The organism is Azospirillum sp. FG154 (assembly GCF_057809575.1).
Genome location: NZ_JBMDKF010000044.1, coordinates 1 through 20,203 on the forward strand (window position 1 = coordinate 1; position 20,203 = coordinate 20,203).

The 20,203-nt window shown below is 65.4% G+C and carries 25 protein-coding genes and 2 tRNA genes; 18 read left to right on the forward strand and 9 right to left on the reverse strand.

All coding sequences use genetic code 11. The features are described 5' to 3' along the window. Positions 1-27: 27 nt before the first annotated feature. Positions 28-924 carry a LysR family transcriptional regulator gene (locus ACODS4_RS27225; protein WP_488868863.1) on the reverse strand — a complete coding sequence of 299 codons (897 nt, stop codon included), beginning with the start codon at positions 922-924 and terminating at the stop codon, positions 28-30. Between the two features lie 137 nt (positions 925-1,061). Between ACODS4_RS27225 and ACODS4_RS27230 the strand changes: the two genes are divergently transcribed. From ACODS4_RS27230 to ACODS4_RS27270, 9 genes are all read left to right on the forward strand, one after another. Further along, positions 1,062-1,724 (forward strand): DsbA family protein, encoded by a 663-nt coding sequence (locus tag ACODS4_RS27230; protein ID WP_488868865.1) that lies wholly within the window; start codon positions 1,062-1,064, stop codon positions 1,722-1,724. Between the two features lie 13 nt (positions 1,725-1,737). After that, on the forward strand, positions 1,738-2,652 hold the full coding sequence (locus ACODS4_RS27235; protein ID WP_488868867.1) for an MBL fold metallo-hydrolase: 915 nt from the start codon (positions 1,738-1,740) through the stop codon (positions 2,650-2,652). A 146-nt stretch (positions 2,653-2,798) separates the two neighbouring features. Next, positions 2,799-3,551 (forward strand): outer membrane lipoprotein, encoded by a 753-nt coding sequence (locus tag ACODS4_RS27240; protein ID WP_488868869.1) that lies wholly within the window; start codon positions 2,799-2,801, stop codon positions 3,549-3,551. A gap of 87 nt (positions 3,552-3,638) precedes the next feature. Next, complete coding sequence (locus ACODS4_RS27245) at positions 3,639-4,139, forward strand: PaaI family thioesterase (protein WP_488868871.1); 501 nt, start codon at positions 3,639-3,641, stop codon at positions 4,137-4,139. A gap of 183 nt (positions 4,140-4,322) precedes the next feature. Further along, positions 4,323-4,787: a 50S ribosomal protein L13 gene (gene rplM, locus ACODS4_RS27250; protein WP_298365884.1), complete on the forward strand. Its 465-nt coding sequence runs from the start codon at positions 4,323-4,325 to the stop codon at positions 4,785-4,787. A gap of 5 nt (positions 4,788-4,792) precedes the next feature. Then, a complete protein-coding gene (gene rpsI, locus ACODS4_RS27255) occupies positions 4,793-5,281 on the forward strand; it encodes a 30S ribosomal protein S9 (protein WP_298365893.1) in 489 nt (162 codons plus the stop codon). A 113-nt stretch (positions 5,282-5,394) separates the two neighbouring features. Beyond that, positions 5,395-6,459 (forward strand): N-acetyl-gamma-glutamyl-phosphate reductase, encoded by a 1,065-nt coding sequence (gene argC / locus ACODS4_RS27260; RefSeq protein ID WP_488868874.1) that lies wholly within the window; start codon positions 5,395-5,397, stop codon positions 6,457-6,459. 171 nt (positions 6,460-6,630) lie between these two features. Continuing rightward, the gene (locus ACODS4_RS27265) at positions 6,631-7,149 is read left to right on the forward strand and encodes a gamma carbonic anhydrase family protein (RefSeq protein WP_488868875.1); all 519 of its coding nucleotides are present in this window, start codon (positions 6,631-6,633) and stop codon (positions 7,147-7,149) included. 186 nt (positions 7,150-7,335) lie between these two features. Beyond that, entirely contained in the window at positions 7,336-7,926 is a 591-nt protein-coding gene (locus ACODS4_RS27270) for an OmpA family protein (protein WP_488868877.1), read from the forward strand. A gap of 117 nt (positions 7,927-8,043) precedes the next feature. Here ACODS4_RS27270 and ACODS4_RS27275 read toward each other — a convergent pair whose 3' ends face one another. Next, positions 8,044-8,706, reverse strand: coding sequence for a pyridoxamine 5'-phosphate oxidase family protein (locus ACODS4_RS27275; RefSeq protein ID WP_488868879.1), 663 nt, complete (start codon positions 8,704-8,706; stop codon positions 8,044-8,046). A 127-nt stretch (positions 8,707-8,833) separates the two neighbouring features. Between ACODS4_RS27275 and pdxR the strand changes: the two genes are divergently transcribed. Then, entirely contained in the window at positions 8,834-10,315 is a 1,482-nt protein-coding gene (gene pdxR, locus ACODS4_RS27280) for a MocR-like pyridoxine biosynthesis transcription factor PdxR (RefSeq protein WP_488868881.1), read from the forward strand. 10 nt (positions 10,316-10,325) lie between these two features. Here the strand turns inward: pdxR and ACODS4_RS27285 are convergent, their stop codons facing one another. Continuing rightward, positions 10,326-11,240: a glycosyltransferase gene (locus tag ACODS4_RS27285; protein WP_488868883.1), complete on the reverse strand. Its 915-nt coding sequence runs from the start codon at positions 11,238-11,240 to the stop codon at positions 10,326-10,328. Between the two features lie 160 nt (positions 11,241-11,400). On the opposite strand from ACODS4_RS27285, the gene ACODS4_RS27290 reads away from it, so the two are divergent. Then, entirely contained in the window at positions 11,401-11,865 is a 465-nt protein-coding gene (locus tag ACODS4_RS27290; RefSeq protein WP_488868907.1) for a DUF192 domain-containing protein, read from the forward strand. Positions 11,866-11,995: 130 nt separating this feature from the next. Here ACODS4_RS27290 and ACODS4_RS27295 read toward each other — a convergent pair whose 3' ends face one another. Then, positions 11,996-12,397 (reverse strand): hypothetical protein, encoded by a 402-nt coding sequence (locus ACODS4_RS27295; RefSeq protein ID WP_488868885.1) that lies wholly within the window; start codon positions 12,395-12,397, stop codon positions 11,996-11,998. Between the two features lie 166 nt (positions 12,398-12,563). Here ACODS4_RS27295 and ACODS4_RS27300 point away from each other — a divergent pair. The 3 genes from ACODS4_RS27300 to ACODS4_RS27310 all read left to right on the forward strand — a co-directional run bounded on the left by ACODS4_RS27300 (position 12,564) and on the right by ACODS4_RS27310 (position 13,118). Continuing rightward, positions 12,564-12,640 (forward strand) — tRNA-Pro (locus tag ACODS4_RS27300). A 37-nt stretch (positions 12,641-12,677) separates the two neighbouring features. Continuing rightward, positions 12,678-12,974, forward strand: a complete 297-nt coding sequence (locus tag ACODS4_RS27305) for an ETC complex I subunit (RefSeq protein WP_488868887.1) — start codon at positions 12,678-12,680, stop codon at positions 12,972-12,974. A 67-nt stretch (positions 12,975-13,041) separates the two neighbouring features. After that, positions 13,042-13,118, forward strand: a tRNA-Arg gene (locus tag ACODS4_RS27310). A gap of 107 nt (positions 13,119-13,225) precedes the next feature. Here ACODS4_RS27310 and ACODS4_RS27315 read toward each other — a convergent pair. Beyond that, the gene (locus ACODS4_RS27315) at positions 13,226-13,609 is read right to left on the reverse strand and encodes a hypothetical protein (protein ID WP_488868889.1); all 384 of its coding nucleotides are present in this window, start codon (positions 13,607-13,609) and stop codon (positions 13,226-13,228) included. 384 nt (positions 13,610-13,993) lie between these two features. On the opposite strand from ACODS4_RS27315, the gene ACODS4_RS27320 reads away from it, so the two are divergent. From ACODS4_RS27320 to ACODS4_RS27330, 3 genes are all read left to right on the forward strand, one after another. Then, complete coding sequence (locus ACODS4_RS27320) at positions 13,994-14,506, forward strand: sigma-70 family RNA polymerase sigma factor (RefSeq protein ID WP_488868891.1); 513 nt, start codon at positions 13,994-13,996, stop codon at positions 14,504-14,506. Between the two features lie 14 nt (positions 14,507-14,520). Next, complete coding sequence (locus ACODS4_RS27325) at positions 14,521-15,450, forward strand: anti-sigma factor family protein (protein ID WP_488868893.1); 930 nt, start codon at positions 14,521-14,523, stop codon at positions 15,448-15,450. Between the two features lie 154 nt (positions 15,451-15,604). Further along, the gene (locus ACODS4_RS27330; RefSeq protein WP_488868895.1) at positions 15,605-16,819 is read left to right on the forward strand and encodes an ATP-binding response regulator; all 1,215 of its coding nucleotides are present in this window, start codon (positions 15,605-15,607) and stop codon (positions 16,817-16,819) included. A 24-nt stretch (positions 16,820-16,843) separates the two neighbouring features. On the opposite strand, the gene ACODS4_RS27335 is transcribed toward ACODS4_RS27330, so the two are convergent. Further along, the gene (locus tag ACODS4_RS27335) at positions 16,844-17,611 is read right to left on the reverse strand and encodes a class II glutamine amidotransferase (RefSeq protein WP_488868897.1); all 768 of its coding nucleotides are present in this window, start codon (positions 17,609-17,611) and stop codon (positions 16,844-16,846) included. Between the two features lie 150 nt (positions 17,612-17,761). Continuing rightward, the gene (locus tag ACODS4_RS27340) at positions 17,762-18,496 is read right to left on the reverse strand and encodes a hypothetical protein (RefSeq protein WP_488868899.1); all 735 of its coding nucleotides are present in this window, start codon (positions 18,494-18,496) and stop codon (positions 17,762-17,764) included. A gap of 196 nt (positions 18,497-18,692) precedes the next feature. Between ACODS4_RS27340 and ACODS4_RS27345 the strand changes: the two genes are divergently transcribed. Next, complete coding sequence (locus ACODS4_RS27345) at positions 18,693-19,289, forward strand: peptidoglycan L,D-endopeptidase MepK (protein ID WP_488868901.1); 597 nt, start codon at positions 18,693-18,695, stop codon at positions 19,287-19,289. Positions 19,290-19,300: 11 nt separating this feature from the next. Here ACODS4_RS27345 and ACODS4_RS27350 read toward each other — a convergent pair whose 3' ends face one another. Both ACODS4_RS27350 and ACODS4_RS27355 read right to left on the reverse strand, forming a co-directional pair. Continuing rightward, positions 19,301-19,864 carry a hypothetical protein gene (locus ACODS4_RS27350; protein ID WP_488868903.1) on the reverse strand — a complete coding sequence of 188 codons (564 nt, stop codon included), beginning with the start codon at positions 19,862-19,864 and terminating at the stop codon, positions 19,301-19,303. Further along, a complete protein-coding gene (locus ACODS4_RS27355; RefSeq protein ID WP_488868905.1) occupies positions 19,864-20,061 on the reverse strand; it encodes a hypothetical protein in 198 nt (65 codons plus the stop codon). Before ACODS4_RS27355 ends, ACODS4_RS27350 begins: the two co-directional genes overlap by 1 nt. Between the last annotated feature and the right edge of the window lie 142 nt (positions 20,062-20,203).

A 20,203-nucleotide genomic window follows, 5' to 3' on the forward strand; every position in this document is an offset into this window, starting at 1 on the left:
GGCCGCCCCATCGCCCTATTCCGTTTCTCAATCGGGTTGCGGCGCGCGGATCAGCAGATCGACCAGCGCCCGAACGATGCCGGAGCGGTAGCGGGCCGATGGAAACACCGCGTGAATGCCGCCCTCCGGCAAACTCCAGTCGGGCAGCAGATGGCGCAGCCGCCCCGCCGCGACGTCCGCCGTCACCAGATAATCGGGGATGACCGCGACGCCCGCCCCGGCCAGCACGCAGGCGCGCACCGCCGGGGTGGCGTTGACGGTGACGGCGGCGCTGGCCTCGATGGTCGCGGCGTCGCCGCTGGCGTGGCTGAAGCTCCAGCGCAACGGGTTGCGCAAGGTGGACTGCGCGATCCAGGGCAGGGCTGTCAGTTCGCCCGGATGGCGCAAGGGGACGTGATCGACCAGATCCGGCGCGCCGACCAGCAATTGCCGAAAGCCGCCGATCCGCCGGGTCTGATGGCTGCTGTCGGCCAGCCAGCCGACGCGGATCGCCAGATCCAGCTTTTCCGCCACCAAATCCAGGCTGCGGTCGGTTAGCACCAGATCGGCGCGGCAGCCGGGGTGACGTCGGCACAATTCCGCCGCCGCCGGGGCCAGAATCGCCGTTCCGTAATCGAAGGGGGCCGTCACCCGCACCGTGCCGGACGGGGTGTCGGTGCTGTCCGACAGTTTGGCGACCGCCGCCTCCGCCTGTTCCAAAATGGCGGCGCAGGAGCGGTGAAAGGCGATCCCGGCCTCGGTCGGGGTCAGGCGGCGGGTGGTGCGGACCAGCAGGGTGGCCTGCACCTCCTGCTCCAGCCGGGCGACATGCTGGCTGACCACCGCCTTGGTTACTCCCAGCCGTTCCGCCGCCGCCGTGAAAGACCCGGTGTCCACCACGGCGACGAAATGGGCGATCCGGTTCAGATTCAAACGGTGGCTCATTGGCGGCCCGGCGGCGGTGGGGTGGCCGATAATTGTATGGTTTTGACAGACAGTTTGTCAAAAACAGGGTGGCTTTTCCAAACGATTGCGATGGCGCACAGTGCGGCCATCACGACACGCAAGGCGCTCTGACAGCCATGACCGCTTCCCTCCATTATCTTTATGATCCCCTGTGCGGCTGGTGCTATGGCGCGGCGCCGGGGTTGCGCGCGCTGACCAAGGCCGAAGGGCTGCCGCCGCTGACGCTGCACCCGACCGGCCTGTTCGCCGGTCGCGGCGCCCGCCCGATGGACCGCCATTTCGCCGCCTACGCCTGGAGCAACGACCAGCGCATCGCCGCCCTGACCGGCCAGATCTTCAGCGAGGCGTATCGGGCTGGCCCGCTGGAATCCTTCGACCGCCCCTTTGACTCGACCGCCGCCACCCGCGCCCTGACCGCCGTCCACCGCGTCGCCCCGGCCCGCGAGGCCGAGGCGCTGACCGCCATCCAAAGCGCCCGTTTCGTCGATGGCCGCGACGTCACCGACTCCGCCGTGCTGGCCGACATCCTGTCGGCGCTGGGGCTGGGCGAGGCGGCGGGTTTCGCCGCCGACCCGACGCTCGACGCGCTGATGGAGCGCCGCGCCGCGCAGGGGCGGGCGCTGCTGGCCGAGGCGCGCGGCAACGGCGTGCCCACCTTGGCCCTGCGCACCGCCGAAGGTCTGGCGGCGCTGTCCAGCGAGCCGCTCTACCGCAATCCCGAATCCCTGTTTCCCGCGCTGCGGCGGATCGCCGACGGCGCCGCCCCGTCAAGCCTGTGAGGATGTTCCGATCATGACGATGACCGCTCCCTTGTCCCGCCGCCGTCTCCTCGCCGTTGCTGGGGCGACTCTGGCCCTTGGCTCCGTCGCCGCCCCGCCGTTGACCGGGACGGCGCGTGCCGCCGCGCCGCTGGCCTGGACCGTGCTGCCGGGCGCGCCGGCCTCCTTCTTCAAGGCGTCGGTTCTGCTGACCGGGGCGACGGAGGCCGTGTTGATCGACGGCGCCTTCACCCGGTCGGAAGGGCGCGCCCAGGTCGCGGCGATCAAGGCCAGCGGCAAGCGGCTGACCACCGTGTTCGTCAGCCACGGCGACCCGGACTATTATTTTGGCCTGGAAGAGATCCGCGCCGCCTTCCCCGAGGCGCGAATCGTCGCCACGGCGGAAACCGTCGCCCACATCCAGCGCACCGTGGAGAAAAAACGCGCGTTCTGGGGGCCGAAGATGGGGGCCGACGCGCCGACCACCATCGTCTTTCCGACCGCGCTGACCGCCCCCGTCCTGGAGTTGGACGGCGAACGGCTGGAGATCGTCACCCCCGAAGCGGGGTTGCCGGGCCGCGCCTTCGTCTGGGCGCCGTCGGTCAACGGCGTGTTCGGCGGGGTTCTGCTGTTCGCCGGGCTGCATGTCTGGACCGCCGACACGGCGCAGCCGGAGCAGCGGCGGGCGTGGCTGCGGGCGCTGGACGCCATCGCCGCGCGCAAGCCGTCGGTGGTGGTCGCCGCCCACATGGCCCCCGGCGCGCCGACCGACGGCGCGGCGATCCTCCACACCCGCGACTATCTGCGGGCGTTCGAGGAGGAACTGCCCAAGGCCGCCGACGGGGCCGCGCTGATCGCCGCCATGAAGGGCCGTTACCCGACGGCGGGGCTGGAGATCGCGCTTGACATCGGGGCCAAGGTCGCCAAGGGCGAAATGCCCTGGGGCTGATCGCCCGGTTCAACACCCGCGCCCTGCCTGGTTTCCGGGGATTCAAGGCAGGGCGAATCGGGGCTGCTCTCGAAAAAATGCGGGATGACTTGCGGCCCGGCATCCCGTATGACGGAGGTTAAGCCTCTCAAGCGGATGGTATCCCCTTGTCGCGTTCCTTTATGCTCTGCCTCGTCGTCGTGGCTGGCGGCCTCGCCGGTTGCGCGTCGGATTACTCCCCCAACACCTATTCCAGCGCGGCGGTTCAGCAGGCCAACAAGGTCGAGCCGGGCGTCGTCGTCGGCTATCGCCAAATCTCGATCAGCGCCAACGGGACCGTCGGCGCCGTGACCGGCGGCGCGGCGGGCGGCATTCTCGGCGCGCAGGTTGGGACCGGCGGCTTCAACTCCGCGCTGGGCACGGTGGGCGGCAGCGCCATCGGCACGATTCTCGGCACGACGCTGGAGCACATCGCCGGGGACACCACCGGCTGGGAATACATCGTCCGCAAGCCGAACGGCGAGTTGCTGTCCTTGAGCCAGCGCGAACCGACGCCGATTCCCATCGGCCAGAAGGTGTTGGTCATCACCGGCGGTCAGGCCCGCATCATCCCCGATCATGGGGCGCTTGGCGACGCGCCGTCCTCGGCCCCGGCTCCCGCCGCCGCGCCGGAAAAGGCCAAGGACGAGGCGAAGGTGGAGACGAAGGCCGAGATCAAGGCCGAACCGTTGGGGGCGCCCGCCGCGACCACCCCCGTCGCCCCTCCGGCGGCAGCCCCCGCCACGGCGCCCGCCGCTAGCGAGGGGCCGGTGCGTCTCGCACCGGCGCCATCGTCGTCGTCCGCCCCGGCGTCGTCTTCGGAGCCGACGCCCGCCGCGCCAACCCCGACGACGGGCGACACGCCCAAGCTGGCGGAATAACGGAACGGGTCATCCCGGCTTGCCCAACCCCTTGGTTCTGACGCATTCTTTGGTTTGTCAACCAAACGAACCGTCAGCCGAGGATCCATGACCGATTCCCCCACGCCCGTCTCTCCCGCCATTGGGCTGCCCGCCATTGGCATGGACGAACTCGACCGGCTGATCCGCGAGGGGGTTCCCCTGGTCGGAAGCTTTGGCATCGTCATCGACAGTCTGGGGGCCGGAACGATCCGGCTGCGTCTTCCTTACAAGGATGATTTCGTCCGCCCCGGCGGCACCGTCACCGGCCCGGCGATGTTCGGCTTGGCCGACGTGGCGCTCTACGGCGCGGTGCTCAGCCTGATCGGGCGGGTGGAGTTGGCCGTCACCACCAGCATGACCATCAATTTCCTGCGTCGCCCGCCCCCGGTCGCCATCATCGCCGAAGCGCGCGTCCTGAAGCTGGGCAAGCGGTTGGCCTATGGCGAGATTTTGATCTTTTCCGAAGGCGATCCGGCCCCGGTCGCCCACGCCACCGGCACCTATTCGATTCCGCCGCATGATCCTGTGACGATTGCGGTATCAGGATACCGATCCCCTGTGTCCTAAGAAAAAGACGTTGAAAATCAATGGGGTTGCTGTTGCGGTATTATTGTACCGTATATCCAAATCATTGATTTTCCGTGTTTATTTTTGTGTTGACACTGGCGTCACGAAACCGTAGAAACCGTCCGCTTCGGCGCCCCGGATTCGGCGGCCCGCCGATCTGTGTTAGACCCAACGAGTGTGGCGATGAAGACCTTCAATCTGAAGCCGACCGAAATCGAGAAGAAGTGGTACGTCGTTGACGCCGACGGCCTCGTTCTCGGACGGCTTGCCAGCATCCTGGCGAATATCCTGCGCGGCAAGAACAAGCCGACCTACACCCCCCACATGGATTGCGGCGATCACATCGTCGTCATCAATGCGGAAAAGGTGAAGCTGACCGGCAACAAGCGCAACGCCGACATCTTCTATTGGCACACCGGCTATCCGGGTGGGATCAAGGGCCGTTCCAAGGGCCAGATCCTGGACGGCAAGTACCCGGAGCGTGTCGTTGAGAAGGCCGTTGAGCGCATGGTCCCGCGCGGTCCGCTGGGCCGCAAGCAGATGACCCACCTCAAGGTCTACAAGGGCGCCACCCATCCGCATGAGGCGCAACAGCCCGTCGTCCTGGACGTCGGCTCGATGAACTCGAAGAACAAGCGGAGCGCGTAATCCAAATGGCTCAGGTTACAACCACCCTTTCCGGCCTGAAGGATCTGACGGGCGCCGCCACGACCGCGACCGTCGCCGAAGAACTGGCCGCGCCGAAGATCGACGCCCAGGGCCGCGCCTACGCCACCGGCAAGCGCAAGGACGCGGTCGCCCGCGTCTGGATCAAGCCGGGTTCCGGCAAGGTCACGGTCAACGGTCGCGATCAGAGCGTCTATTTCGCTCGCCCTGTGCTCCGCATGATGATCGAACAGCCGTTCGGCATCACCGAGCGCGCCCAGCAGTTCGACGTGGTCGCGACGGTCGCCGGTGGCGGTCTGTCCGGTCAGGCCGGCGCGGTTCGTCATGGCATTTCCAAGGCCCTGACCTATTTCGAGCCGACCCTGCGTCCGCCGTTGAAGGCCGCTGGCTTCCTGACCCGCGACGCCCGCACGGTCGAGCGTAAGAAGTACGGTCGCGCCAAGGCCCGCCGCAGCTTCCAGTTCTCGAAGCGTTAAGCCCTACACGGACCCGCGCCGTTACGGTACAAGGCAGGGGCGTCCCGAAAGGGGCGCCCCTTTCTTATTGCCCTCATGTTCCATCCGACTCCCCAGCGAAGGACATCGGTTCCATGGCCTCGACCAGCACATCCAGCGGCACGCCGATTCGTGTCGGCATTCTGGGCGCTTCCGGTTACACCGGCGCCGAACTGGTGCGCATGCTGCTGCGCCACCCGAACGTCACGATTGCCGCCCTGACCGCCGAACGACAGGCCGGAAAGCCGCTGGCCGAGGTGTTCCCGCATCTGGGGGGCTATGGCCTGCCCGATCTGGTGAAGATCGACGCGCTGGACTGGAACGCCCTGGACTTCATCTTCTGCGCCCTGCCGCACGGCACGACGCAGGAGGTCATCGCCGGTCTGCCCAGCCATTTGAAGGTGGTCGATCTGTCCGCCGATTTCCGCCTGACCGATCCGGCGGAATACGCTGCCTGGTATGGCCATGAACACCGCGCCGTCGATCTCCAGAAAGAGGTCGTCTATGGCCTGACCGAGTTCAACCGGGCGGGCGTCGCCCAGGCGCGAGTCGTGGCGAATCCGGGTTGCTACCCCACCTCGTCGCTGCTGCCCTTGCTGCCCTTGCTGTCCAAGGGGCTGATCGAATCCGACCGCATCATCATTGACGCCGTGTCGGGCGTGTCGGGGGCGGGGCGTGACGCCAAGCAGGCCAATCTGTTCTGTGAAGTGTCGGAAGGCTTCGCCGCCTACGGCGTCGGCCATCACCGCCACATGCCGGAGATCGAACAAGAGCTGCGCGGTGCCGCCGGTCGTCCGGTGACGGTGTCCTTCACCCCGCATCTGGCGCCGATGAATCGCGGCATGATGGCGACGATCTATGTCCGCATGACCGACGGCGTCACGGTGGACGATCTGCGCGCGGCGTTGGCCGCCCGTTACGCCGACGAGCCGTTCGTCGGCGTCACCCCCGCCGGGGTGGTTCCGTCGACCCGCCATGTCCGCGCGTCGAATCACGCCTTGATCGGCGTGGTGGCGGATCGCGCGCCGGGCTGCGCCATCATCGTGTCGGTGATCGACAATCTGGTGAAGGGCGCGTCGGGGCAGGCCATCCAGAACATGAACGTCATGCTGGGCTTCGGCGAAACCACCGGCGTCGATCCGGCGCCGTTGTTCCCGTAACACCGCCAAGGACGGCGCGCGCCCGGCGTTCATCACTGTGTCGCCGGGCGCGCACTGTTGCAAAGGGGCCGCAGGCGCCGCCGCTTTGTGGGCGAATGGCGGATTCCGGTGGTGCCACCCGGCTTGTGGTGGTTCAATCCGGCCCGTCACGCATGGCTCAGGAACAGCCTTATGTCCGCCATCATCCGTGCCTTCAACGGCGTTCTTCCCACCATCGACCCAACCGCGTTCATCGCGGAAACGGCTGTGGTGATCGGGGATGTCGTCATCGGTCCGGAAAGCGGCGTTTGGTATGGCTGCACCGTGCGCGGAGATGTCAACGAGATCCGAATCGGCGCGCGCACGAACATTCAGGACGGCACGGTCATCCATGTCGCCCAGGATGGGCAGGGCACCTACATCGGCGATGACATTACGGTCGGCCACATGGCGCTGCTGCACGCATGCACGCTGGAGGACGGCTGTTTCATCGGCATGAAGGCTTGCATCATGGACGGCGCCTATGTCGAGTCGGGCGCGATGGTCGCCGCAGGGGCGCTTGTTACACCGGGAAAACGAGTGAAACGGGGGTTTTTGTGGGCTGGAAGCCCGGCAAAGCCGGTTCGTGAGCTTACCGAACGCGATCTCAGCTATTTTCCGGTATCCGCCCGCCGTTATGCGGATTTGGCGGAAACCTACCGGAAAAGCTGATATGGAAGAGGAGCATAGGCCCGGGTGGCGGGGTGGTCGGTCGAATGGCTGGGGTGTCGGTGAACAACCGGGCATTCTGTGGCTTGAAGATGGTCGCCTTGCTTGCGTAGGGTCGGATGCTTGCATTGAAAGGTTCATCCCCCGCAGGCACTCTGATGGGGAAGGGTTCTGGAAGGGAGTGAAGACATGAAGACTCTTGTTCGCGCTGGTCTGGCGTTTGTGCCGGCCGTTGTTGTTGCTTTCGGTCTGTCGGCCGCCGCCAACGCCCAGGACGCGAGCCTGGTCGGTAAGGGCACCGTCTGGTGCAACCCGGTGCTTGGCTGGACCGGCCAGGTCAAGGAGGGCGTCGCCGCCCGCACCGCCGATGGCGGTTACGTCATCCATCAGGGCAGCGTTCCTTGCCAGGTCGCGCCCGCTCCGGCGCCGGTGGCTGCGGTGCAGAGCGAATATCTGGTGTTCTTCGACTTCAACAAGTCGGCGATCACCCCGGCCGCTGATCGCGTGATCGGCGACGCCGTCGCCGCGATCCTGAAGTCGGGCGGCGCCAAGATCCACGTTGTCGGCCACACCGACAGCTCGGGTTCGCCCGCCTACAACCAGAAGCTCTCGGTTGCTCGCGCCACCGCCGTGAAGAACGCGCTGATCGCCAAGGGCATCGTCGCCGCCAACATCACGACCGAAGGCAAGGGCGAGAGCCAGTTGCTGGTTCAGACGGGCGCCAACGTGCGTGAGCCGTCGAACCGTCGCGCGCAGATCCTGCCGAAGCTCGCGAAGTAAGGACAGATTTGGACCGTTCCGGGGGTTTCGGAACGGTCCGTCTTTCTGCAAGAAAGGCCGCGTTGGGGTTTCCCAGCGCGGCCTTTTTTGTTTGCGTCTCAGTGCGGATGGCGGGGGTCAGCCGCGATCTTCGATGGGCGCCCCGGCGGTGATCGCCAGCGGCACGACGCCCGCCCAAACCGGGTGCGCCATATCCTCCGGGTCATCCTTCGGCGGACCGGACCGAACCTTGGCCGAGGCTTCGCTGATGGGGAAGGCCAGCACGCTGGTCGCCTTCAGCTCCTGGGCGTTGGGCGCGCGCACTTTGGCGGCCCGACCCGGCTCGATCTTTTCAACCAGCGCGTCGAGCACGGCGCGCTTTTCCGTCTCGTCATCGACCAGACGCGGGCGCCCGAACAGCACCACCGAACGGTAATTCACCGAATGGTGGAAGGCGGAGCGGGCCAGCACCCAGCCGTCGATCAAGGACACGGTGACGCAGGCGTCGCCGCCGCTTTGCAGACGGCGGATCATCCGGCTGGACGACGCCCCATGAATCAACAGCTCGTCACCGACCCGCCACGGAATGGTGGGGATGACCACCGGCACGGCTTGACCATCGGCGCTCTCGGCGTTGGCGTCGAGGAAACCGATGTGGCAGACCGGGGCCTCGTCGATGATGGCGTTGATGGTGGCGACCTCGTGGCTGCCGCGATCGCCCAGCCGCACGGCGCGGGTCCGGCGGGTTTGGGGCAAAGCGGAAGCGGGTGGGGTGGAAAGCGAATCGGGGTTGCTGCTCATGGCCGTGCGATGCGTCCGGTTGTTGCGATGACACAAGCTTTGCCGTCAAATTGGTCCAGCAAAAAGAGCCATATGAAGAATTTTGTTGGGTCCAATTTGAATTGGATCGGCAAAAGGGAGGGGTTTCATGGGACGTCGCGCCCGCCCGGTTCTTGCCAGCCTTGGCCCGGTCGCGCTGGATCGCGTCGGGGAGGAGCCGTTGCACCGCCAGCTTTACCGCGCCTTGCGGCAAGCGGTGGTCGAAGGGCGGCTGAGGCCTGGTGAACGGCTGCCGCCGACCCGCGCCTTGGCGACGGAGTGGGGCCTGTCGCGCAACACGGTGGTGACGGCCTATGACACGCTGTTGGCGGAGGGTTACATCACCGGCAAGGTCGGGGCGGGCAGCTTCGTCGCCAGCGCCCTGCCGGACGCCCCGCCGCAAGGCGCGCCGGGCCGGTTGGAAACCCGGCGCGGCGTCGGGTTGTCGCGCCGGGGGCTGAGTTTGGCCGCCGCCGACCAGGACGCGCGCGATCCGCAGGGGCGGCCTTTTTCCTTGGGAACCCCCGATCTGGCGGCCTTTCCCTTCGCGCTGTGGGCGCAATTGCTGGGGCGAAGCTGGCGGGTGGGCGGACGCGCCTTGGCGGTTGAACCCGATCCGTTGGGCCATCGTCCCTTGCGGGCCTCAATCGCCAGCTATTTGCGGGCGGTGCGCGCGGTGCGCTGTGAGGCGGAGCAGGTGGTCATCGTTTCCGGCGCGCAACAGGGCTTGTCGCTGGTGGCGCAACTGCTGCTCGATCCCGGCGATGTGGCGTGGGTGGAAAATCCCGGCTGGCCGGGGAACCGGGCGGCGCTGTTGGGGGCGGGCGCCCGGCTGGTCCCCGTGCCGGTCGATCAAGAGGGCATCGACGTCGCCGAAGGAATGCGGCGCGGGGCCGACGCCCGCCTTGCCCTGGTCACGCCGTCCCACCAGTTCCCGCTGGGCGTCACCATGAGTTTGCGGCGGCGGTTGCAGTTGTTGGATTGGGCGGCGGCGCGCGACGCCTGGATCGTCGAGGATGATTACGACAGCGAGTTTCGCTACGCGGGGCCGCCGTTGGCGGCGCTCCAGGGGTTGGACGGGGCCGGGCGGGTGTTTTACGTCGGCAGTTTCAGCAAGGTGATGTTCCCGGCGCTGCGGCTTGGTTATGTCGTCGTCCCGCCCGATCTGGTCGGGGCGGTGCGGGCGGCGCGCCGCCATTTCGACGGCGGAACCAGCGTCGTGCCGCAGGCCGCTCTGCATCACTTTTTGGCTGATGGGCATTTCGCCTCGCATCTGCGGGCGATGCGGGCGCTGTATGGCGGCAAACGGGCGGGAATGCTCGACGCGCTGGGGCGGGAGTTCGCCGGGTTGGGCCGGGCGGAGGCGGGGGAGGCCGGGTTGCACGTCATCCTGCATCTGCCGGATTCCACGCCGGACCGCGCCCTGTCGGCGCGGGCCAAAGGCGTCGGGCTGACCGTCCCCGCTTTGTCGGACTATTACGAGGATGGTCGCGGCGGCAACGGCCTGATGCTGGGTTTCGCCGCCCATGACGGCGAGGCGCTGGAGCGCGCGGTGCGCGACCTCGCCCGTCTGGCGGCGGATATGGCATGACGACGCGTCGTTACGGCGCGGCGTCCGCCCAAGCCGGATAGCGCAGGCTGAGTTGGTGGGGGCGGTCGGCCATGTCCAGCACCGGGCGCAGCACCGACGGATCGGCGCGCATCGCGTCCTCCCCCGCCATGTGGACGATGCCTAAACGACGGTTCGGCAGGTAATATTCGACCAACTCGCGCTTTTCCGGGTCGAAGCGCCAGGGGCCGATGTAGTTGCACCATTCCGGCAACAGCTCGACCGGCAGCCCATCCAGATAGATCGCTCCGGCCATGGCGAGCTGGTCGGAGGTGAAGAGCCGTCCCTTTTTCAAGACGCGGACTTGCCAGCGCTGGAACGCCTGCCAATGCGGGGCGTTGGCCTTCAGGGCGTAGGCCCCGGCGTTCAGGGTCGGGCGGGTGGCGAGCGTTCGGCTCTCCGCCGTGCTCAACCCGGCGCGCGTGGCGTTCTTGAACAGGATGGAGCGCACCCGCGCGAAGCGTCCGAACAGCCAATCCAGCCGCAATTCGGTTTCCGAAAAACGCCCGAACTGGGCGACGATGGCGAAACGGTCGAGCGCCGCGCCCCGCCGCAACAGATCGACCGCCGCCCAATCCTGCACCCAGGCGTCGGCGTCGATCCAGATCACCGTGTCATAGCCGGGGAAATAGGTCGGCAGATGCAGCTTGGCCAGATTGGCTTTCAGATGGATGCGGTTGCGCAGCCGATGCGCCGGAATCTCCACCGGCCAGGGCGGCGTGACCACGGCGAGACCTTGGCCGGACAGCTCCTCTTTCTGCTCCTCGGTCAGACCGGCGTCGATGATCCCAATCGGGCATTCCGCCGCCGGTTTCAGGGCGCGCAGCGAAGCGACCAGTTCGCGGATCAGCGGGCAGTAACGGGAATCGCCCCCGGTGACGATGATGAAGGAGCCAAGAGGGGCCATGATTCGCGCGTCGCCGTTCCTGTGTCGAATGGGGCCGCAGCCTGAGGGGGACGTCCGGTCAAGTCAAGCGGGCAACGAACGCGCGTAAGGCCGTGACTGGACAAGCGCGGCAGGGGCGGGCATCGTCTTGCGATCTTAACAGGAAGCGGGATTGGGCGCGATGATCGGGCGGATGATGCGGGCGGCGCTGTTCGGGATGCTGATGCTGGCGGCCTTGCCCGCCACCGCGCTGGAGAGCTTCCAGAAATCCACATTGACCGTTGAAACCGCGACTGGGGGCAAGTTCCGCTTTGACGTCGAATTGGCGCTGACCCCGGCGCAGCAGGCGCAAGGGCTGATGTTCCGGGAAGCGATGGCCGCCGACGCCGGGATGCTCTTCATCTATGACCGGGTCCAACCGGCCAGCTTCTGGATGAAAAACACGCTGATCCCGCTGGACATGCTGTTCATCGGCGCCGATGGGCGGATCGTGAACATCCATGACCGCGCGGTCCCGCAATCGCTCGATTCGGTCGACTCCGCCGGGCCGGTGAAGGCGATTTTGGAGCTGAACGGCGGGATGAGCGCCCGGCTGGGCATCCGCCCCGGCGACCGGGTGATTCACGCGACCTTCGCAACGAAGTGACGCCGCCTTTCTTCCGCAGTTCTTTTCACCGATGATCGCCGCCTTCACCCGTGTCGCCAGCAAGTCGGGCGGCGGGGTGGGCGGGGCGGCGGGCGCCGCGTCGCCTGGATTCCCTCGGTCTGGCGACGCCTCACCCCATGCGACGCGCTGCGGCGCGAACGACGGCGAGCGCGTCATCCAGCGTGCAGCCGTCGGCGAACGCGACCGTCGGGGCCGGGCTGCGCGCCAATCTTACGGCCAACCGCGCCACCCAAAACACCGACGCGGGCGCCGCCAGAACCGCTGGGCGCCGTTCGGCCAGGCAGCGCGCCAGCGCCAGGGGGGAGGTCGCGGCGTGGCGTTTGGCCAGATCAATCTGGCCGATGGCCGGATCCAGCGTCGCGCGCAAGGCCCCGCCGCCCATCGGCGCAACCAGATCGACGGGGTGGCCCGCCTGGACCAGGGCGTGGGCCAGCGCCACAACCGCGCGGCGGTCCGCCCGGTCGGTCAAATCGGGGGTGAACAGGGCGACGCGGGGGCGGGGAGACGGCACGGGGACGATCCACAATCATTGGCGAAACGGAACGGTCGGGGCGACCAAACGCCGCGCGCCAGGGCGGTCATCATCCGGCGCGGCGTTTTCGTCAAGAAACTGACGCCGAAATATGCGCCGACTTCTTGCCGTGGGCGTGGCGTTCGTGTATCTCACAACGCGGCGACGGGGTGTAGCGCAGTCTGGTAGCGCGCCAGTTTTGGGTACTGGAGGTCTCCGGTTCGAATCCGGGCTCCCCGACCACCGCCACAGGAACGATTTTCGAGGGGGACGCCGAGCCATGAACGTGCGGATCTATCAGCCGACCAAGACGGCGATGCAGTCCGGTCGGGCCAAGACGCACCGTTGGCAGCTCGATTACGAAATCGAGACGCCGCGCCGCCCGGAACCGCTGATGGGCTGGACCAGCTCCGGCGACACGCTCAACCAGGTTCGCCTGATGTTCGAGACGAAGGAAGAGGCCATCGCCTTCGCCGAGCGCAAGGGCTGGGATTATTCGGTGGCCGACGCCCCGATCCGCCGGATTCGCCCGCGCAACTACGCCGACAATTTCCGCATGGACCGTCCGCGCTTCTGATTTTACTCGACGCCTGCGGGGGGCCGCGACGGCCTCCCCAGGCGTGGTTCATCCCACAAGCTCAGACGGCCCCATAGCTCAGTTGGATAGAGCAATCGCCTTCTAAGCGATAGGTCGCTGGTTCGAATCCAGCTGGGGTCGCCAAAAAGCCGGGCGCTCTGGGGCGTGACGCGGCAATTCCCTGTTTTGCAAGTTTTCCGAACCCGATCATTGTGGATCAGGTTCGGAAGACCTGTTCAGAACGGTGGATCTTACTTCAGCAAATCCTTGGCCACTTCAATCGCCTTGCAGGCGTCGTCGTTCTTGCCGGTCGCCATCGCGTTTGTGGCGGTTTCCAGGGCCTTGGAAACGGCAGCCTGCTTGTCGGCGGGCAGCGACATCAGTTTCGTCGCCGACGCGGTGCTGATTTCCATCATCGCCGTGGTGGGGTCGCAAGCGGCGTTGGCCGCGCCAACGGTGACAACCAAAGCGAAAGCAGAGATTGCAAGTGCGCGAATCATGATTTTTCCTTTTGGGATGGGTGTTTTCCACTCTAGAATTGGAACTTTTCCAGAGTTTCTTAAGGTGACGAGCGCATATTGAAAAAGAGAATGTTGTTTTGTAAAGGATGGTGTTCTGAAATTAACCAGCGACATTTTGTCATCCAAGAGAATGTTTTATCGGTCGAGTCATTATATTTTTCTTTTAACATCAACATTCAACAACGGTAATAATCATTGTATTGCGATCAGGTGCTCTGCAATCCATGTTTTGTTTTTGGATTTGACATTGTGCGGGCGTGGGGGCCGAACTGCGTTGTCGATCAAGCCGACGACCGAAGCGGCGATCCGCCAAAATTTTGACGCAAGCGTGGAAAAGTCTGGAATAAAGAACGCGCGGCGGACGTTGGCACATTCATGCATCGGGTCATTCTGTGGCCCAGCCCTGAATTGCGGCGCCACGCCGTCCTGTTCGCTCGGTTCGACGAAGAGGGGGCCGTGGCCGTCGCCATGGCGTGACCGGAACTATCGGGTGCGCGGTTGAGCAAATTCGGGGTTGATCTGGAAGTCCACATCGCGTCCTTGCGGCGCTATGCGCGGGCCTTGCTGCGCAACAATCGTGCGGACGCCGAAGATCTGGTGCAGGAGGCCTTGGTGCGCGCGGTGTCGCGCTCCGACAGCTTCCAGACGGGGACGAATCTGCGGGCGTGGCTGTTCACCATCCTGCACAACGTCCACGTCAATCAGGTCCGGTCCAAGGCCGCGCGGCCCGCCGAGGTTGACGTCGAGGACGTCGAATCGAAGCTGGTGTCCCCGGCCCGTCAGGAGGAAAGCGTCGAGCTGCGCGAGATGATGCGCCTGGTCGACGCCTTGCCCGAGGAGCAGCGCAAGGTGCTGCTTCTGGTGGCGCTGGAGGGCCTGAAATACGAGGAGGTCGCCGAATTGCTCGGCGTGCCGATCGGGACCGTCATGTCGCGCCTGTCTCGGGCGCGGGAGGCGATCAGGGCGAAACTGGCGAACGAGGGTGGCGTTGCCCTCCGGCGGGTGAAGTGATGAACGCGCGACAGGTGACAGAAGACGATCTCCACGCTTATGTGGATGGTCAACTCGACAGCAACCGCCGTCTGGCGGTGGAGCGTTGGTTGGCGGATGACGGCGAAGCGGCGGCCCGCGCCGAGGATTACCGCGCGCAGACGGCGATGCTGCACGATCTGTTCGACGGCGTTTTGCGCGAACCGCCCAGCGACGCGGTGCAGGATCTGACCGACCGGCTGAAAGGCCGCTTGGCCTTCAACGACAACCGTCCGGCGTGGCACGCCCGCCCGCTGGTCCGTTTCGCCGCCGCCGTGCTGTTGCTGGTGGCTGGCGCCGGCGGCGGCTGGATCGGGCGCGGCGTTCAGACCGTCTCCCCGGCGGGGCAGCAGCGCCAGACCCTGGCGACCTTCGCCGAGGAGGCGACGCAGGCCCACCGCTTCTACACCGCCGACGAACGGTTTCAGGTGGAGTTGGGCGCCGACAATCAGGACGAGTTGAACGGCTGGTTGTCCAAACGGGTGGGCCGCGACGTGTTCGGTCCCGATCTGGGCCGCATCGGCTTTCGGCTCATCGGTGGCCGGTCGTTGCCGACCGATCTCGGGGCCGGCGCGCAATACATGTACATCAACGAGGCCAACAAGCGGATCACGCTGTTCGTCGGCGCGCCGCAGTCTGGCAACCCATCGACCTTCAGCTTCACCCAGAACGGCGACGTCGCCACCTTCTATTGGGTGGAAGGGGCGCTGTCCTACGCGCTGGCCGGACGTTTCGCGAAAGAGGATCTGTTGGAGATCGCCAAGGCGGTCTACAGCGACGTCAAGGCCGGTCCGCCTCGTCATCCGCCGCCCAGCGAACCGCAACAGCGCCCAGCGGAAGCGCCCCCCCCGCAACAACCGCAGATTCAAGAAGCTCCCGTCACCGTCCAGCCGATCAGCGACACGCAAAAACCCAAGGACAGTTGAACGCCCTGAACCGAAGGCCGCCTTGTCGTGATCGACAAGGCGGCCTTTCGCCTTCTGCGCCGTAATCGCGAAAAATCGTTGCATTTCATCGCCCTTGCCGCAACGCTGATGGTGGTGACGGGTGGTGCTTGCCAGACGTGAAGGGCGCAGTCCGATGAGTCGGAACCAGATCGACCCCCAGCTTGACGCGCAAATCAAAGATGCGCGCATCTTGATTGTGGACGACAATTCATCCAATGTTGAGTTGCTGCGCGAGATTCTGACCCACGACGGCTACACCCGCATTCTGGGGGAAACCGACCCGCGCAAGGTCCCGGCGCTGTGCGAGGCGGAGGGGTTCGACCTTCTGCTCATCGACATCCGCATGCCGCACATGAGCGGGTTTGAGCTGATGGAGCGGGTGCGCCCGATCTTCGGCGGCGATTACGTGCCGATTCTGGTGCTGACCGCCCAGACCGACCAGGACACCCGGCGCAAGTCGCTGGAACTCGGGGCCAACGATTTTCTGACCAAGCCCTTCATCGCCTGGGAACTGCTCCACCGCGTCCGCAACATGGTGGAGATCCGCACCCTCTACCGCCGCGCCGCCGACCAGAACCGCGAGTTGGAGCGGCGGGTGTCGGAACGCACCGCCGAATTGACCAGCGCGTTGGAGGCCGCGCGTCAGGCCGACCGCGCCAAGCTGGATTTCCTGTCGGTGATGAGCCACGAGTTGCGCACGCCGTTGAACTCCATCATCGGTTTCGCCGATGTGCTGGGCAGCGAATCGATGGGCAAACTCGGCAACCCGGACTATGTCGAATACGTCAAGCTGATCGAGGAAAGCGGCAAGTCGCTGTTGACCATGGTCAACAACATTCTCGATTACACGCGCGGCTCCACCGGCTCCATCGAGTTGCAGGAATCCGACGTGAACCTGCCGCAGCTTCTGACCAACTGCATGGATTTGCTGGCCACCAAGGCCGAGGCCAAGCGGTTGGCGGTGACGGCGCAACCGACCCCGTCGTTCCATCTTCGCGCCGACCGGCGGCGGTTGCGGGAAATGATCCTGAACGTGCTCGACAACGCGGTGAAATTCACCCCGCCCGACGGCGGCGTCTGGGTTGGCGCCGAACGGCGCGGCGACGCGGTGGTCATCGTCGTGCGCGACAATGGACCGGGCATCGCGCCGGATATTTTGGGGCGCATCTTCAACCCCTTCACCCAAGCCGAACGCTCGCTGGTCCGCCAGCATGAGGGGATCGGGTTGGGACTGCCCATCGTCCGCCGTCTGGCCGAGTTGCACGGCGGCACGGTCGAACTGACCAGCGCGCCGCAGCAGGGAACCGAGGTTGCGATTCTCCTGCCTGCGGAACGGCTGTTGGGGTGACGGCTGTTGGAGTGACGCCGCCCCTCAGTGAAAGGTGAAGGATTCCGGCGCGCCGCCGACGCGGGCGACCAGACCGCCGCCGTTGGGAACCAGCCGCCAGGAGTCGCGCTGGGCGTCCACCGGCTCCGACACCACGATCAGGCCGTTGTCGCTGTTGCGCCAATAGAGGCTGGGCGGCTTGTTGTCCGACGCCCAGCGGACCGCCCACACCCGTTCGCCGTCGGTCCAGGTGGCGGTGAAGCGCAGGGGCGCGCGGATGCCGTTCGCGGTCATTTCGTCGCGGATGTCGTGCAGCACCGATTGGAAGGCGCCGACCGAATCCTCCTCCAACCCACGCCCCAGCGCGGTCAGGAAGATCGCCTCGCTGTCGGTGGTGCCGGTGCGCGAGGCGTAGAGATGATCGGGGATCATCGCCTCGACCCGGCGGCGCAGGCGGCACCAATCGCCGACCTGCCCGTTGTGCATGAACAGGAAGCGCCCGGCCTTGAAGGGATGGCAGTTGGCGCGGCTGACCGCCGTTCCCGTCGCCGCGCGGACATGGGCGAAAAACAGGCGCGAGCGGACATGGCTGCAAATCGACTGCAAATTCTCGTCCGACCACGCCGGGCGAACCTCGCAGTAACGGCCCGGTTCGCTGCGCTCGCTGTACCAGCCGACGCCGAACCCATCGCCGTTGGTCTCGGTCTTCGCCTCGGACGCGTGCATGGATTGTTCGATCAGCGAATGGCAGGGGGCGCTGACCAGGGATTCCAGCAGCACCGGCTCGCCGCAATAGGCAAGAAAACGACACATCGACAGGCGCACCTTTGAAAGCCGCGCGGAAGTGGGTGCGTCAATTTGACCAGAACCCAGTTGTAAAACAAGACGTCCTCTTCATGAAACCGTCACAACGGGAGCGGGTGTGGCTTTTCTGCCGTGTGCGAGCGCTGATTGTTCGTTTGGTCAACGTTTTGGTTCGGGGGGCGCCTGGGTCTCGATGGTCCATTTGCCGTCCTTGAACTCCAGCTTGGCGGCGTAGCTGCTGGCGGTGATGGCGGACAGCACGGTGTCCCATTGGCGGTGGGGCAGGCGGTTGATGTCGAAATTGCGCGCGGCGGGAACCCGGTGCGGCGACCAGTAATAGGTGACGCCGCCGCCCAGCAACAGCGCCGCCCCGGCCAGAAAGCCGACGGCGGCGGCGGCCAGTTGCAACGGGATGGCGGGCGACAGCCGTTTCATCCGGCGGCTGGTCAGGATGGCGTGAAAGCGCACATGGCCTTGCGGCGCCCAGGCGGGAACGATCAGGCCGAACGGGCGGTCGCCCACCCGGTCGGCGGGCTGCACCACCGCCATGCGGCTCTGCACCTCGCGGCTGCGGGTTTCCGACAGCAGCGCGCCGACCGGGCGCCCGTTGCGCACGGTCAGCTCGAACACCCGCCGCCCGGACGGCACCAGCGCGACGCCGCCGGGGTTGGCGTCCATTTCCTTGGCCAGCGCGGGCAGGAAGGAGTAACCGGGGCCGCCCTCGTGAATTTCGTAGAGATAGCCGCTCCACAGCGGTTCAACCGAATACCAGCAGCTTTCCGAGCTTTTCAGGCAGCGGCGGCCAAAGGCGCGCGCGTAGGATTCGGCGTCCTTGCGCTCGACGCCTTCCAAATAGCCGAACATCACGTTGGTGGCCTGCCGGGCGCCGGGCACCGATCCCCCTTGTTCAAAACCTTATGCGAAACCTTGTGCGAACCCGCTGAACCGCACCAAATCCGGTGGAGCGGATCGTGCCGCTCCCCAAATATGGACTCATTCGCGCGTGTCTGTCAGTAGGGGCGAGGAGGGGGCGAGTCAACAATGAAAGCCTTTGACTTGGCTGGCAGTTTGCGTAACGTCCGCCACCGGCATGATGGATGATGACACCGATGATTGGCCTCGCGCGCGCCTGACCCGGCGGGGGATGTTGACCGGGCTGGCGGCGGCGGCGGCGCTGGCGGCGCAGACGCGCCCGTCCCAGGCGCTCGACACGACCGTCCCGCAATGGCTGACGATTCCGCGTCGGCTGGTGATGCGCAACCTGAACACCGGCGAGCGTCTGAACACGCTGTTCTGGCGCGACGGCGCCTATGATCCCGCCGGTCTGGCGACGGTCGATCATTTTTTCCGCGATTGGCGCACTGGGGAAACCGTCCAGACGGCGGCCTCGCTGCTCGATATTTTGTGGCGTTTGCAGATGGCGGCGCGCTTCACCGTGCCGCTGGAGGTGCTGTCCGGCTATCGCTCCGTCCAGACCAACGCGATGCTGCGGCGGACGATGGGCGAAAGCGTGGCGCACCGCAGCTTCCACATTCGGGCGATGGCGGCGGACATCCGTTTGCCCGGCCTGTCCTCGCTGGCGGTGGCGCATTACGCGAACGGGCTGGGGCTGGGCGGGGTCGGCTATTACCCCGACAGCAATTTCGTCCACATCGACAGCGGCCCGCGCCGGGTGTGGATTCGCTGAGGCTGGGTTGGTTAAGCGCGTTTGTAAAATTTATCAAACGGCGGGTTCTCAACCGGCGTTTTCGTTTTCAATCGAACGCAATGTTCGGAAAACACATCCAGCGTAAGCCCAAGCATTTCCTGATTCATATGGCGACGCGACAGAAGATACAGCAATTCCGGGTGCGTGCGCGGCGGTCTGATTTTCAGAATGTCTTCGCAAACGAAACGAAAGGCGGCAATTTCTTGCAGTTTGCTGACTCGTTTGCGCATGTTTTCGGGTTGAGAGGTGATCGCTTGTTCATGCACATGCACGATGCGGTAGCGCGACAACCGAAAAATCAACGTGCCGGCAAGCTTGCCGATGGACACGCCGTCAAAGCCTTCGTGGGCGGGATCCAGGGCGCCGGTGCGGCGATACAGAAGAATGTCCAGATCCTTCTGGCATTCTTTCAGCGCCAAGGCCAGTTCGCTGTCCGAAACATCCACGGCGTCATAAGGAATTTGCCAGGATTTGATGATTTCGAGGATGCACTCGACAAAGGAAACAGCGAGTCTGTCCTGCAAATCGACGGGCAATAACGAAGGGTCGCTCATCAATCAAACTGCTCAGCGTGTTCGTAGAGAGGCGTCCAATCAACAACATCGACAGATTTGTTGTTCAGGATGGCGGCGATGTCAGTGCTGGATTTTATTCCCGAATTGACCCGCACGTCATTTTGAAAAGACTTTCGGGCATCATTGAGTTTTTTTCTCAAGATGCCTGGATTGGCTGCGAATTCGGAGAGGTTCACGTGTGAACGTCCTTGTTGGAGGTAGTCAAAACAACGGGTGCGCTATCCAGCGTTCCCATCCGATGTCGCACTTTCCGCACACGATGACGCTGGAATGCCCCCCAATTTTGAGATTCTGCTAAAGTGTTCCGGCTCTCTGTGG